The sequence below is a fragment of the Pedobacter sp. SG908 genome, from assembly GCF_011759615.1.
Taxonomy (GTDB): domain Bacteria; phylum Bacteroidota; class Bacteroidia; order Sphingobacteriales; family Sphingobacteriaceae; genus Pedobacter; species Pedobacter riviphilus.
The window spans coordinates 870,690-884,630 of record NZ_JAAOYY010000002.1 but is presented as its reverse complement, the minus strand read 5'-3'; the positions used below and the strand labels follow the sequence as shown (position 1 = coordinate 884,630).

13 protein-coding genes are annotated in these 13,941 nt (G+C 38.3%); 5 read left to right on the top strand and 8 right to left on the bottom strand.

The features are described 5' to 3' along the window. Position 1 precedes the first annotated feature (1 nt). Entirely contained in the window at positions 2–1,051 is a 1,050-nt protein-coding gene (locus FHT21_RS18770; RefSeq protein ID WP_167296263.1) for an alpha/beta hydrolase, read from the top strand. A 64-nt stretch (positions 1,052–1,115) separates the two neighbouring features. Then, complete coding sequence (locus FHT21_RS25075) at positions 1,116–1,238, top strand: hypothetical protein (protein ID WP_255524518.1); 123 nt, start codon at positions 1,116–1,118, stop codon at positions 1,236–1,238. 72 nt (positions 1,239–1,310) lie between these two features. On the opposite strand, the gene FHT21_RS18765 is transcribed toward FHT21_RS25075, so the two are convergent. Continuing rightward, positions 1,311–1,724 (bottom strand): helix-turn-helix domain-containing protein, encoded by a 414-nt coding sequence (locus FHT21_RS18765; RefSeq protein WP_167296262.1) that lies wholly within the window; start codon positions 1,722–1,724, stop codon positions 1,311–1,313. A 96-nt stretch (positions 1,725–1,820) separates the two neighbouring features. On the opposite strand from FHT21_RS18765, the gene FHT21_RS24990 reads away from it, so the two are divergent. The 3 genes from FHT21_RS24990 (at position 1,821) to FHT21_RS18750 (ending at position 3,911) form a co-directional block, all read left to right on the top strand. Further along, positions 1,821–2,039: an SDR family NAD(P)-dependent oxidoreductase gene (locus FHT21_RS24990; protein ID WP_223833484.1), complete on the top strand. Its 219-nt coding sequence runs from the start codon at positions 1,821–1,823 to the stop codon at positions 2,037–2,039. 81 nt (positions 2,040–2,120) lie between these two features. Further along, positions 2,121–2,888, top strand: coding sequence for an SDR family NAD(P)-dependent oxidoreductase (locus tag FHT21_RS18755; protein WP_167296261.1), 768 nt, complete (start codon positions 2,121–2,123; stop codon positions 2,886–2,888). 21 nt (positions 2,889–2,909) lie between these two features. Next, the gene (locus FHT21_RS18750; protein ID WP_167296260.1) at positions 2,910–3,911 is read left to right on the top strand and encodes an NADP-dependent oxidoreductase; all 1,002 of its coding nucleotides are present in this window, start codon (positions 2,910–2,912) and stop codon (positions 3,909–3,911) included. Positions 3,912–3,998: 87 nt separating this feature from the next. On the opposite strand, the gene FHT21_RS18745 is transcribed toward FHT21_RS18750, so the two are convergent. The 7 genes from FHT21_RS18745 to FHT21_RS18715 form a co-directional block, all read right to left on the bottom strand. Continuing rightward, positions 3,999–4,460 (bottom strand): hypothetical protein, encoded by a 462-nt coding sequence (locus tag FHT21_RS18745; RefSeq protein WP_167296259.1) that lies wholly within the window; start codon positions 4,458–4,460, stop codon positions 3,999–4,001. Between the two features lie 95 nt (positions 4,461–4,555). Continuing rightward, positions 4,556–5,125, bottom strand: a complete 570-nt coding sequence (locus FHT21_RS18740) for a Crp/Fnr family transcriptional regulator (protein WP_167296258.1) — start codon at positions 5,123–5,125, stop codon at positions 4,556–4,558. A gap of 256 nt (positions 5,126–5,381) precedes the next feature. Next, positions 5,382–6,434 carry a ribosome small subunit-dependent GTPase A gene (gene rsgA, locus FHT21_RS18735; protein ID WP_167296257.1) on the bottom strand — a complete coding sequence of 351 codons (1,053 nt, stop codon included), beginning with the start codon at positions 6,432–6,434 and terminating at the stop codon, positions 5,382–5,384. A 312-nt stretch (positions 6,435–6,746) separates the two neighbouring features. Continuing rightward, entirely contained in the window at positions 6,747–7,145 is a 399-nt protein-coding gene (locus FHT21_RS18730; protein ID WP_167296256.1) for a helix-turn-helix domain-containing protein, read from the bottom strand. Positions 7,146–7,411: 266 nt separating this feature from the next. Beyond that, a complete protein-coding gene (locus tag FHT21_RS18725; protein ID WP_167296255.1) occupies positions 7,412–11,140 on the bottom strand; it encodes a tetratricopeptide repeat protein in 3,729 nt (1,242 codons plus the stop codon). 225 nt (positions 11,141–11,365) lie between these two features. Further along, a complete protein-coding gene (locus FHT21_RS18720) occupies positions 11,366–12,451 on the bottom strand; it encodes a Gfo/Idh/MocA family oxidoreductase (RefSeq protein ID WP_167296254.1) in 1,086 nt (361 codons plus the stop codon). A gap of 8 nt (positions 12,452–12,459) precedes the next feature. Then, positions 12,460–13,917: a Gfo/Idh/MocA family oxidoreductase gene (locus tag FHT21_RS18715; protein WP_243854046.1), complete on the bottom strand. Its 1,458-nt coding sequence runs from the start codon at positions 13,915–13,917 to the stop codon at positions 12,460–12,462. Between the last annotated feature and the right edge of the window lie 24 nt (positions 13,918–13,941).

The following is a 13,941-nucleotide window of genomic DNA, read 5'->3' as shown; positions in this document are numbered from 1 at the left end:
TATGAGCGTTAGTATAAAAATTCTCTGCCTATTTTTCGCCCTATACAATTTCACTGCATTAGCCCAATCAGTTGCGCCGGATGAGTACGGATTAAAAGAGTTCAGAATAGAGGATAAAAAATTAGGGCTTATAAATTTTTATGTTGATACGACCAACTTGAAAAGGAAATCGCCTTTATTTATTGAGACAAATGGCAGCGGTGGAATGTCACTCTGCCTGTATATAAAAGGTAAAAAATTTGTAACCACCTCCACTTCATTTAATTCCTTACTCCTGGATAAAACTAAAGATAAGTTTCACTATGTAATACTAGGGAAGCCTGGTACTGCTTTTTGTGACACGTTAGATTTGAATATGGGGGTAGAAGAATTTCAAAAGAATGTATCAAGAGCTGTTACACTTAATTACCATTTTTCCCCTGAATACACTAAAAGATTAAGTTTATACTGGCGTGTGGAGGCAACAAAAAAAGTTATTGCATATTTAATTAAGCATGGTTTTTGGGATCACACTAAATTGATTGCTTACGGATATTCTGAAGGTGGGCAGGTTGTCCCGGCATTAGCCGTCGCCGAAAAACGCATTACACACGTAATTCCGGTTGTAGGTAGTGGATTAAATCAATTCTACGGAGATATATTGGAATGGAGAATAAAAGCACAACGCGGTGAGATTTCTCAACAGGCTGCACAGGATAGTATCGTAAGCTATATGACAAAGGTTACAGATATTTACAGAAATCCAAACGACATAACAAAAGAGTTTGGAGGCCATTCTTACAAAAGATGGGCAAGTTTTGGTTCTTCGGTACCATTCGAGAACCTCAGAAAGTTGAACATACCCATCTACTTAATTAGCGCATCTGCAGATCATAATTCGCCGATTTATAGTTTGGATTATGTGTGGCTTGATTTTGTTCGCCTTGGTAAAAATAATTTGGTGTATGAAACTTGTGTGGGATGTGATCATTATCTTAACAATAATGATAGTAAATCAAAAGTCGATTATATCCAAAAAATATTGGACTGGCTGGACAAACCAATTAACTAGCGGAACGGGCGGCCATTTTTGCCGAAATGCCCACAATAGGAAAAAAATTGTCAGGCTAAGATTATTGAAAGGCATTAAGCAAAGTACGTCTGCAAAAGCCCCAGGAACCACACACCAAAATATTTCAGGGATGGAGCAAAGTGATAGCATAGATCATGAGAAACTAAGTGATGTAGCTTTTGATTAAAACATAGTACTGCTGATAATCCAGAATTTACAATTTTTGATCTCAAATTTGAAGCTTACTCCCATAAGCCAGTTAATTAATCTCTTTTAATTCCTTTATACTTGTTTTTATAAATGCTTCTTTGTCTTTTTTGATTTCTTCCAATAGCGCTTTCCTTTCTGCAGATAAGATGCAATATTTATCCGCCCATAGGTTAATTTCAACCATCAGTGGCAATAAATCAATTCCTTTTTGGGTGAGCCTGTATAATACTTTTGCTTTACTATCGGGATGACTTAACTTGGTGATGATCCCATTTTCTTCCAGCATTTGTAAGCGGGCTGCCAAAATATTGGTTGCTATTTTTTCACCCGACTTTAGAAAATCACCATAAGTACACTGTTTTGAAAACATGAGATCCCTAACAATCAATAATGACCATTTGTCTCCCCAGATATCAAGCGAGTTGCTAATAGGACAGTCCGACCTCTTTTTTGTATCCTTCATAAAATAATATTTAAAATCACTTGCTTTTTGCAAGCATAAACGTATATTTGCACTTGTATTTTGCAAGCAAAATTACAAATTAAATTACTAGAAACAATGAAATCAACGGGAAATACCGTATTCATTAGCGGCAGAAGTGCTGGAATAGGTTTAGCAATCGCTAAAAAATTAAGTGCTGCAGGCAACAAAATCATTATTAACGGGCGTAGTGAAGAACGCCTTACTTTAGAAAACAATCAGTTTGATGTACCGGTAGGAGATGCAAAGGCTTATGCCTCGGCATTTCAGGAAGCATTGGCAAAACTTAAGGGTTAAATTTTACAATCTTATACATTCTTACTGTAATACGATATTGATAAGAATTAAGGTTTATGAATTATTAAAATTAGAAATAAAATGAATTTAGAGAAGAAAACGGTATTGATAACAGGCGGTGCATCGGGCATAGGACTTGAGGCAGCAAGGCAATTTTTAGAAAATGGAGCCAGTGTTATTATAACGGGACGAAATCAGGATAAATTGAATGCAGCAAAAGCATTATACCCGAAATTGATTACCATTCAAAGTGATGCGGGGAATGAAAAAGATGCTATTTCTCTTTTCAACCAGGTTAAGGAAATGGGAGGAATTGATATTTTATACAATAATGCAGGTGTAGGAGCGGCAACATTGAATTTAGGTGTTTCCAGTAGCAAGCATTTGGAAGGTGCGGCCTATGAAATGAATGTCAACTATCTTGGTGTTATACGTTTGAACAATCTGTTTCTGGATATGTTGAAATCAAGGAAAGAAGGGGCTATCATTAACACAACTTCTATACTTAGTTATTTACCTTCAATGCTCGAAACGACTTATTCGGCCTCTAAAACAGCATTGGCATTTTACACACGATCTCTGAGGGAACACTTACAGATTTTAAACAGCAGTGTTAAGGTGTTTGAATTATTACCTCCCCTTGTCGCAACGGAGATGACCGCAGAACGGGATGAAAAAAAATTAAGTCCTGATAAATTGGTAAAAGGACTGATAGCAGGGCTTAAAAAAGACCAGTATACCATTCGTGTAGGCGATACGAAATTGATTTACCTACTCAACCGCTTTTTCCCGAAATTAGCATTCGGTTTAGTAAACCCTAAAAGAAACAACAGAATATTGCAAAAGTAATTTTCATAAAAAGCGTTAAAGATGAAAGCATTTATAATAAACCGTTATAGTAAGACAGACAAGCTTCAATTTACCGAATTACCGGAACCTGTTGTAAAAGAAAATGAGGTATTGGTTCAGATCCATTCTGCAGGCGTAAATCAATTGGATGCCAAAATAAAAAGTGGTGATTTCAAATTGCTGCTTCCCTACAAATTTCCTTTGGTTTTAGGACACGACGTTGCCGGCATAGTTACAAAAGTGGGAGCAAAAGTAAGTAGGTTTAAAGTTGGTGATGCAGTTTTTGCCCGGCCTGCAGATTACAGTATTGGCACATTTGCAGAATATATTGCAATCAATGAAAAAGATATTGCCCTAAAACCCAAAAACATTTCTATGGAAGAAGCCGCTTCCATCCCTTTGGTCGCCTTAACGGTCTGGCAGGCATTTATTGAAAAGGCAAACCTTAAAAAAGGACAAAAAGTATTTATTCAGGCAGGTGCTGGCGGTGTGGGTACAATTGCCATTCAGTTGGCAAAACATTTGGGAGCCACAGTAGCTACAACAACAAGTAGTACTAATTTTGATTTGGTAAAAAGTCTTGGGGCTGATGTTATCATTGATTATAAAAAAGACGATTTTGAAAAAATACTTCAAGATTATGACGTGGTTTTAAACAGCCAGGATGGGGAAACACTTGAAAAATCACTGAAAGTGCTGAAGCCCGGAGGAAAAGTGATTTCGATTTCAGGGCCACCGGATGTTTCTTTTGCAAAAGAAGCTGGATTATCATGGCTAATGAAACTCGTACTGTTCTTTTTGAGCAATAAGGTAAAAAGAAAGGCCAAGCAGCTTAATGTTGGGTATTCGTTTCTCTTTATGAGAGCTGATGGGAAGCAATTAGGAGAAATAAGTTCACTGATTGAAAAAGGTGCTATCCGCCCTGTTATTGATACCATATTCTCGTTTGAGCAAACCAATGAGGCCTTGTCCTATGTTGAAAGCGGTCGTTCAAAAGGAAAAGTTGTTATTAAGATCAAATAATCGCGGTAGTTGCGTAAAATCCTGTATATGTCAGTAACAAGCAGACCAACAAGCTCGTTTTGTTGTCATGTATTTTTATTTTTTAGATTAATCATTCCGGACTTTTTTTATAGCTGAAAGATATACCCAGCTGATAAAAAATAGCTGTAAAGGGATCCTGTACCATAAATAGCTTAATCCATTGCCCTCAAAGGTTGCTTTTAGAAGGTCTACATGTTTTACGGCAGCATAAATGTTAGCAGGAAGCAATAGTATAAAAAAGGCAATGAGCCACCATGCAGTCATTACCCTGAAACGGGGCAATAAAAGTCCGATTGCGGCTATTAACTCTACAATACCTGTCAGATAAACCAACTCTATTTTGTAAGGGATTGCCTCTGGCAGCATCATAGACATGCCTTTGGTAAATAGAACGTGTCCGATTGCTGTGAAGACCAGCATTGCAGCCATTGCAATTCTTCCGGATAATGCAAAATTGTGTCCGCTACGCGTAACTTTCATCAAAAGTATAGTTACAACGAAAACAATAAGTAAAACTATTTCGGCCATTTTGTTTTTTTTCAAAGGTCAATAGATTTACAAACTGAAACAATGAACCCAGGTTAATAAATTCAAAGTATTGGTAGAGAAACAAAAAGATAAAACTATAAATAAATACGCCTGCGTATACGGCTCAAAGCTTGTGGTGTAATCCCGATGTAGGAGGCGATGTACTTTAATGGTATTTTTTCGATAAGTTTTGGTTGTTCTGAAAAAAGCCGGAGATACCGCTGTTCCGCTGTATCATTTAAAAGGGAAAGTTCTCTTTCAGTTTTTTTAAGGAATTGGTCTTCTGCAGCCCATCTGCCTATACTGTTTCCGATTTTAGTTTCCCTATACACGGTCTGCAGCCCATCATAAGACATACGCCACAAGGCAGTAGCTGTAAGTGTTTCTACATGATAGGTAGAAGGTTGTTTGGTCAGAAATGAATTATAGGCACTTACAAATCCATTATCAAAGGCAATCGCAAAAGTAAGCTCAGATGCTTCTTTGGGGATGTAAAAACGGATAATACCCTTTTCTATAAATGAAAGAAAGTTTTCTGTTTGTCCGGCCTTTAAAATAATATGCTTTTTAGGAAATTCTTGGCGAACCAATTGTGAGGCAAAGATTTCCCAATCTTTATCAGTCAACTTAAAATGCTGTTCAAAGTATCTTCTTATCTGTTCCATCAAATGCCACTACTTATTCAAGTGCGTACAAAATCCAAATTTACGAATTTTACAAAAAGCTGTATGATCTGTACTTTGATAAAAACAATAGGTTTCCTAAATAGACAACAAGCGTTTTTTTTATTGGCAGAAGCCAAATTAACCAAGTGAGGTTCTTTTGTTGTTTTATTTTGATCCCTTATGTTTTAGTTGGTAACTAAATTTGGTTAATACGGGTGTTCCATTATTAAGAGGAACACCTGTATTGAGTAAATGGTTAACGTTTTTTTATGCGCTTAGCCTCCTCTGAAATTCTGGCAAAAGACTTATCCCTTTTACGTTTTTCATGCTCAGAAGTGGAAAAATACCAGGATTCTTTCCGCAATTTGAGGTAACTATTGTACGCTTCCAGCGCTAAATGACCATTGTTTACAGCTTCTACAACTGCACAGCCAGGTTCATCCACATGCATACAATTCTCAAAACGACAGGATGCTGCAAAATCAGCAACATCGAATAGCTCTTCCAGTGTCTTAGAATTGTCTGAGGCTAACCCAAATTCTCTAACGCCCGGTGTGTCTATTAAAATACCGCTATCCTCCATCAGCACCATTTCTCTTCGGGTTGAGGTATGCCGCCCTTTGCCTGAGTGTTTACTTATCTCTGATGTAGAGAATACTGTCCGTTCGCACAATGCGTTGATTAAAGAACTTTTCCCAACCCCCGATGATCCCACAAATACGATCGATTCTCCCTGCTTGATAAATTTTTGCACAGGAAATATTGTTTCAGGAGAGAAAATGCTTGTAAAAAATATCGGCATCTGACGTCCAATATGTTCAAGCGATCTCTCTACTTGATGGAGATTAAACTCCAAATCAGATTTAGTGAGGATCAAAATCGGTTGAATATTTTCTTCTAATACCTGAACCATAAAACGTTCCGTTCGGCGAACACTGAAATTGGCATCAAGGCTTTGTACTATAAATGCCTTATCAACATGCGATGCAATAGCTTGCCTGTCAGACAGTGTACCGCTCTTTCTTCGGTATAATGTATGCTTACGCGGTAAAATATCAACGACTATCCCTTTATTATCGTCAAAGGGTTGAAAGATAATCCAGTCGCCCGTACACGGAAGTTCAAATAATGGTCTACCATAAAGTACATTACCTGCCAGTTCACACAACAACCGACCACCCTCGGCAATGACCTCATAATTGGTTTTGTTTACTGCAGCGATACGACCATGAAAAAGATGTTTGTATGGTGAGTTTTGTTTGAGTTGGAACAGAGTATCGTTCCAACCATATAATGATAAGTTATTCACTGTTTATTAATTTAAAATGATGAAATAAAATTGCTTAACTCTCTGTCATCCGAATGCTTTGCTCCATACCAATCACCTTTGGTAATAAGTGAACTACCAAATCGATGATTTTAGAAACAAGACACCCAGAATTAGGCAATCATTCCAATCGTCAAACTATAATATGTGAATAGTTGTCTTTGCATAAGGCACAAAACTATAAAAAAAATCTAATTCAATACTTTAGATAATATTTGACCTTCACTTTTGAATAAGCCGGTGGTCATTCTGTTCGCACCAACACGGTTCTTTTCAGTGTCAATGGGAATAACTTCATTCTGCGGGGAAGTCTTCCATTTGTTTTTTAAACTGTTTGGATTGTTTTCCACTATTATTTACTGCCCACTCTGCCATTGCATACAGAACAGGTCTTAACTCTTTTCCTTTTTTGGAAAGCTCGTAAGTTACATAAGGCGGCACAACAGGTTTGGCTTTCCTTGTTACAAGTCCGTCTGCATCTAATTGTTTCAAATATTGTATCAGCATTTTTTCCGTAATAGTCGGAATAGATTTTTTGAGTTCGTTGTAACGTTTTGTTCCTGTTAATAAGTTGAACAAAATAATCGGCTTCCAATAACCGCCAATCCTTTCCATTACAAAAGTTACAGGGCAATTTGAAAAAGCGTTGTTTTTGTTTTCCTGTATTACTGAAGTTTCTTTGATCGCAGCCATGTTTTATACTTACCATAGGGTAAGTTCTTGTGTAAAAGTAATTTGAGGTAAATGCTGTCGCCATAAGCTATGTTGCAACTGATTTTAGCCATCATTCTAGCCATGGAGCCGGGCTAGATGCAGCCGCGAGAGCGGCAAAAGCCACCACCTTAGCACCCGAAGGGCCAACGGGCTCCAGAGACTGAGATTCGTGTGTGGTAAAATGCCTTTGATACTAAAAATCAAAAGCCCACTTAAACAGCTAAGCGGGCTTTGCAAATCAATATTTATTTCATTGCCAGTTGCTGATCATCGGCTTCAGCCATTTCTTTATAAAATGCCTTAAACTGATCGATTTTATCTAAAGGAACATAATCTTTCTTTAATGCAAAACTTCGCTTTAAAACGAGTTTATTCCCTTGCTGTACGCTTTCTATTTTAAAATCGACAAAATCATTACTTAGTTGAACGGCTTTAAAAGGCTGTACCATCGCTTTTCCGGTTGGAAGTTCTAATGATAATTCCTGGTTAGACTCGTCAACACCAAATAACTGGGTAAGATCGATACCAAATTTCCTTGGTGAAACCACTTGTAAGGCTGTTGCATAAGATTTGTTTGACCATGGAATAGAGAATATCGACATGCCTGCTACGCTTTTGCTTACGTTAAGCAATTTATATGAACAGGCTGTCCCAACGGTATCTGAAGTAGATTTTGAGGTGTTGAGGTTGGTGAAACTAAGGTTATAAATTTCGTTTTCGGGATAGACACCGGTTAGCTCCTCCTTCATTTTCTTGATTTGATCTGCACTGCTCAAATCGTTAAAAACACTTCTGATGTAACTAGACATTGATCCGGTATTCCAATTGGTTTCTTTAATCGTCATATCGGCATTTTCCAGCTTAACCTCGGTTTTGTAACCCATCATATTTTTTCCTCTTATGCCAGGGTTAAACTTAGTTAGCGCTGTACTCGTTTTATTAATTTCAAGGATATTGGATCCCAAAAAAGTATTGCTGAAAGTATTAAAAGGCAATGTTCCGGAGGTAAGCTCTACCCAGTAATCTTTCCCCCCTATTGTAGATTTGGCAATACAGTGATTAAATTCGATGCTCGGTAACAATAGTGTATTTTGTCCACGGTCTCTGGTATTTGCCAAAGCCAGTGTTGCTGTAATTCCAGCTTCCTTGCACATACTCACAAAAAGCGTAGATACATCTTTACAATCGCCAATTCTTGTATTAATAACTGTTGCAGGATTTTGAGGAATAATACCACTCTGCCTGAACGATACGGAGCTGTATGCAATGTTGGTAACGATGTAATTGTAAATCATTTTGATTTTGGTTAAATCATCCAAATTACTTTTACCAGCAAACAGATCGTTTACTATTGTTTTTATTTCATAACTGCTCCGTGCCTTAGCCGATGCAATATTGTCATACCAATCTGCAATAAATTTCCAGTCGGGAATAGATGATATATAAAGCATATTGGTTACATCATCCATTGGAGGCATTTTATCCTCATACCTTAAGGCTTCCTGTTTATTCTTTTCCCATACATACAGATCAAATTCATCTTTTGCCGTTTTAACCGGAGCAATATCCTGTTGTGAAAAAACATATTTGAATGCTTTATCGCGGTGGATTAACAATGAATATTTAATATTAAGATTATCCAGACCATCGCTAAAATAAAAAGAATCCCAGAAGTGGGTAGACATTGCCCCTACATGGAAGTTTTCGATTTTATAGCGGATATTAATCACATCGCCAATTTCGAGGTTGGTAAATACCAACTCATTGTTATTGGTTTCGGCAGGAACTTTTGTTCCATTGGCTTTTATTACCTCAGCTATTTCGACAGCATAATTCTGATCGTTGTTGTACGAAATAGCGTATTCTTTAAAGCTTTCCAATCCTTTTTGGGTTAGTATTTTTGCAGTAAAAAAGTGCTTCTCTTCTGATCCACCATTTTCATAAACCACTTTTTGTACTTCATTATTTAAAACCACAACCTGTCCATCTGGGTATTCTGTTTTAGATGGTGCTTTGCTCACCAAGGTTTTAACATCGGGTTTGTCGAAATAATCGAATACCGCTTTTTTGTCCTGAAGTGTTCTTAACAACTGGATAACGGTGTAATTATTAGGGTTAATCTGTAAACTCTTTTCGTATGCTTTAACACTTTTCTCCTTCTGTTTATTTGCATTGTACAGTGTACCTAACTGAGAATATACAAATGCATTGTTAGGATCGATCTCGAGTACTTTCAAATATAATTTTTCGGCCTCATCATATTGTTGCAACTGGTAGTAAATGCCTGCAAGGTCAGTGTAGATGGAAAATCCGATCGGATCGTTCGCTAATTCTTTTTTGTAAATATCAATACCGGCATCGGTTTCTCCTTTATCCAGATGTAGTTTTGCTACATATTTAGCCGCTTTATAATCGTTATTCTCATCAATATATTTTTGCAAAATATCAATCGCCTTAGGGTTCTTCCTAATCTGCACTTCAATCAGGTATTTTAGATTAACAATATCTGCTGAACTTAAATATTGAGGATAAATTTTCTCAACCAAGGCTATAATTTCAGGCTGTTTTTTCTCCTGTCCGAGTATATTTAGTTTTTTCAGCAACACCGACTCATCCTCACCATAAATTTTTTCCAGTTTAGCTAGAACTTCCTTTGCGCGCACATAATCATTCTGTTGAAAATGCTCCGTATATACAAGCTCCAGGGCTAGCGAGCACTCTGGATCGTGTGTTTTAATTTCTTCTTTCAGGGTCTCTATACCTGTTCTGTTATCGGCTTTAACAAACAGCTCTATCATCATCAGGTTGAGATAGGTGCTTTCAGGAAATTGCTTTTTAAGTTTCTCCAGGATCAATCTCGCATCAAACACATTTCCTAAACGTAAATAAAGCTTGGCCATCATTAACTGATTTAAATAGCTCTGTGGTTTTGCTTTCAGGGCATCTTCGAAATATTTAAACCCAACTGGTTTTAGCTGAGCTGGAACAGGGTTTGTTTCTTTTGAATATGCCTGCGGGGTACTCGTAGTAGAAAGGTTGTTTAAAGGCGTTCCGTTGGCATCTGTTAACCGCAACATAAAATTTGATCTGCCCGCATAACTCTCGCCTATCTGTACCAAAACGCGGTTGTAGCCTTGATTTAATTTGATTGGTACGATGTATGCATCAAGATCGTTGTTCCTTTCTTCAGATTCGCTGATTAAAAGCTGATCGTTTACCCAAACCTTTACCGATCCGGATACACCGATTCTTAATTGTGCTGTTGTACTTGCTGGTGCGTTAACAAATGTTTGGGCAAACTGTAATGCATTTTCGTAAGTGTTATAATAAGTAAAATCGAACCATTTATCGTGCCGTACGTAAGGCACCGTTCTCCAGCTAAATTTTCGGTTCTTTTTACCCGTAAAAACATAATTAAGTTCCGGGTGAGCTAAAATATCGTCGTACTGTTTATCGAAACCGCTGGTCGAAATGTTTTCATATTCACCGGTGATTAACCAATTTTCGATTTCGCCAATCTTATTGAAATACTGATCGGCTTCGGCATATTGCTTTTTCTCTTCGAAATGCGAACCTAACGATGCATAGGCCAGGGCATTAATGGTGCCATCAACATCTTTTCTCGCTGCCAGTTTTTTATAAAACTCCAACTGGTCTGCCGTTTTTATCCTCGAAGCATTATTGGGCAAATCGCTCCAAAGTGCAACAAGATATGGTTGCGGATTCTTAGCGGTATTGGCTAATTTATTTAAGTAGTTAAAACCTTCCTTGTTCGGACGGTCCATTTCTGTCATCATAGATAGCGCAACATTTGCTTCATCTGAAAATGCTGGTTTTAGCGCTGCCTTGGTAAAAAAATCGCGTGCCGCTGTCCGGTTGTTTTTAAAAAAATATTCCCAACCTGGATTCAAATTTGTTTGTGCCTGAATAGACGAAGAAACAAGAATTGAGAGAATTAATAGTTTAAATTTCATTTTGTAATTATAGAAAAAAAACAAATCTGAATCAAAGCAATTTAGATTAAAAATAAGTGAGAAATGTCCTACCTAAAAGTTCGATTTAACCTGTATTATAATATTTCACACCTTAGGTTATCATACAGACAAAACAGAACGTGAAAGCAGTTTTGTATCATTATCGCGCAAGATGCTGAAACAAGTTCAGCAGGACGATCGGGGAAACAGAAATGACGAGAAAGACTACGTTAACCGGATCATTTCACCGGTTTTTACCGATTCATCGCAGGCAAAAGCAATCCTCAAACTGTTTACAGCATCTTCAGTGGCATCGGTTAAATCGATATCTTCTGTAATGGCTTTTAAGAAATAACGTTGCTCGCGGTTGCACAGTTCCTGGTGATCGGGTTCATCGGTAAGGTCTACCCATTTATCGGCTTTGCTGAATTCATCATGAGCATCTAAATCGGCATAATGTATTTTAATCGATTCGGTTTTGGTGTGCGCATCGATGTTATCAGAGTTTCCGGCTGCGCCAGCTTTTTTTGCCATGATAGATACTGATCCTTTCGGACCAAAAACATCTTTAATAAAAAAGGCATTATCGCTTACCATCGGGCCCCAACCCGCTTCGTACCAACCTACGGATCCATCTTCGAAACGGATCTGCAGCTGTCCGTAGTTGTAATTCCACTCCGGGATATCATCAGTAAGCCTTGCACCAATGGCACTTACTTGTACAGGTTTTGAACGGGTCATTTGGCACATAACATCAATATAATGCACAGCACAATCGACAATGGGACTTAAACTTTTCATCAGGTTACGGTGCACCGTCCATTTAGGGCCATGACTCTGTTGATTCAGGTTCATGCGCATCACTAAGGGCTTTCCCATTTCCTGGGCAAATGCTGTAAATTTCTCCCATGAGGGATGATAGCGTAGGATATAACCCACCAATAATTTTTTATTCGCTTTTTTAGCTGCTTCTGCCACCTTTATTGCACCTTCTACACTATCGGCCAATGGCTTTTCGATAAACACATGACAACCACTTTCGAAAGATTTTATGGCATAAGCTTCGTGTGTATCTGGATAAGTAGAAATGCAAACGGCATCTGGTTTGGTTATTTCGAGTGCCTCGTAAAAATCAGTATATAAGTCATATTGCCCACTCAATTTTTCGTTAAGTTTTTCTTTGCTTTTACCGGTAGAAACCAATCCGCAGATTTCAAAACCTGGTAAGGTGTGATAAGCTGTGGCATGCGAAGCGCCCATATTGCCACAGCCTACTACTAATACCTTTAAATTCTTATTTTCTGTCAACATACTAAATCTTAAACGCCCAATGTCCAGCCTTTACGGTATTCGCGTTTCACAAATTGATTTACTTCGTCAAAATTAGTCACCTTCATATTCACTTTATCCCAAAGCATTTTGATATCTCTGCCTGGGTAACTGATTTTACCTGCAGCATCTCTGCGCTGCACATCCGTACCTCTAATAGCCAGATTGGCAATCAATAAAGTTTCGGTAAGTGGCCCGGCAATTTCAAATGGCGAACTCAGTTCTATTTTTCCATAACCGGCAATGGCGGCTTCTGCAAATTGAGTATAATGGCCTTCTTCCTGATTAACTATACGCGGAATAGTGATTTTCGTTCTATCTGATTCGTTGCGCGACAGTGGCAATAACTTTGGATTTTTGCCATAGGTTTCACAGATCATTTTGCCTTTTGTGCCGATAAAAAGCACACCATTATCGCCGAAACTTTCATTAGCTCCCAACTCTTCCGGACGTTCTGGCTTAATGCCTCCGTCCATCCAATGCACCTGAACCTCATGTTTGGTTTTTGCTGTTTTGGCAAAGGTTAAAATTACATGGCTTGATGGCGGACAGCTTTCTGGTAAATAGGCACGTTTAAATTCATCAACATATACACTGCCTACACTGCATTCTACACTGATTGGGGTATCCAGACCTAACACCCTAAAAGGAGGCTCAACTAGGTGACAACCCATATCGCCAATGGCACCGGTGCCGTAATCCCACCACCCCCTCCAATTAAAGGGAACCAGTTTATTTACATATTCTTTGTATGGAGCGCTACCTAGCCACAAATCCCAATCGAGTTCTTTTGGTATTTCGGCTTTTCCGGTTGGCCACGAAATTCCCTGTGGCCATACCGGTCGGTTGGTCCAGCAGTAAACGGTATGTACTTTACCTATTCTGCCTGCATCATACCATTCCTGAAGTCTTCTTACCCCATCGCCCGAAGCACCCTGATTACCCATCTGCGTAACCACTTTATAGCGATTCGCAGCTTCGGTTAACATCCTGGCTTCATAAATATCGTGCGTTAAAGGTTTTTGCACATACACATGTTTTCCCAATTGCATGGCTGCCATGGCAATTTGTGCGTGGGTATGATCGGGGGTAGATACCGTTACGGCATCAATATTTTTGCCTTCTTTATCTAATAATTCACGGTAGTCTTTGTAATATTTTGCCTTTGGAAAGTTTTTTAAAGAAGTTGCAGCCCTTCTATCATCTACATCGCATAAAAACGCAACATCAGTTTTACCTCCCTTAACAATACTGGCAATATCGCTTTCTCCTTTTCCACCTGCACCTATTCCGGCCAATTGTAAACGATCGCTTGGTGCCAGAAAACCTGGCCCACCCAATACATGGCGGGGTACGATCATAAATCCGGCAGCAGCAAGTGCTGTGGTTTTAATAAAGTTTCTTCTCGAATTTTCGGTTTTCGAATTTGCCTTATCTTCTATCATCATTAACTTGTTATAATGCTAAATTTA

Coding starts and splice junctions, on each gene's coding strand:
- FHT21_RS24990 (WP_223833484.1), top strand. CDS start 1,821: ATGAAATCAACGGGAAATACCGTATTCATTAGCGGCAGAAGTGCTGGA.
- FHT21_RS18730 (WP_167296256.1), bottom strand. CDS start 7,145: ATGGCTGCGATCAAAGAAACTTCAGTAATACAGGAAAACAAAAACAAC.
- FHT21_RS18770 (WP_167296263.1), top strand. CDS start 2: ATGAGCGTTAGTATAAAAATTCTCTGCCTATTTTTCGCCCTATACAAT.
- FHT21_RS18725 (WP_167296255.1), bottom strand. CDS start 11,140: ATGAAATTTAAACTATTAATTCTCTCAATTCTTGTTTCTTCGTCTATT.
- FHT21_RS18765 (WP_167296262.1), bottom strand. CDS start 1,724: ATGAAGGATACAAAAAAGAGGTCGGACTGTCCTATTAGCAACTCGCTT.
- FHT21_RS18720 (WP_167296254.1), bottom strand. CDS start 12,451: ATGTTGACAGAAAATAAGAATTTAAAGGTATTAGTAGTAGGCTGTGGC.
- FHT21_RS18750 (WP_167296260.1), top strand. CDS start 2,910: ATGAAAGCATTTATAATAAACCGTTATAGTAAGACAGACAAGCTTCAA.
- FHT21_RS18715 (WP_243854046.1), bottom strand. CDS start 13,917: ATGATGATAGAAGATAAGGCAAATTCGAAAACCGAAAATTCGAGAAGA.
- FHT21_RS18740 (WP_167296258.1), bottom strand. CDS start 5,125: ATGGAACAGATAAGAAGATACTTTGAACAGCATTTTAAGTTGACTGAT.
- FHT21_RS18745 (WP_167296259.1), bottom strand. CDS start 4,460: ATGGCCGAAATAGTTTTACTTATTGTTTTCGTTGTAACTATACTTTTG.
- FHT21_RS18755 (WP_167296261.1), top strand. CDS start 2,121: ATGAATTTAGAGAAGAAAACGGTATTGATAACAGGCGGTGCATCGGGC.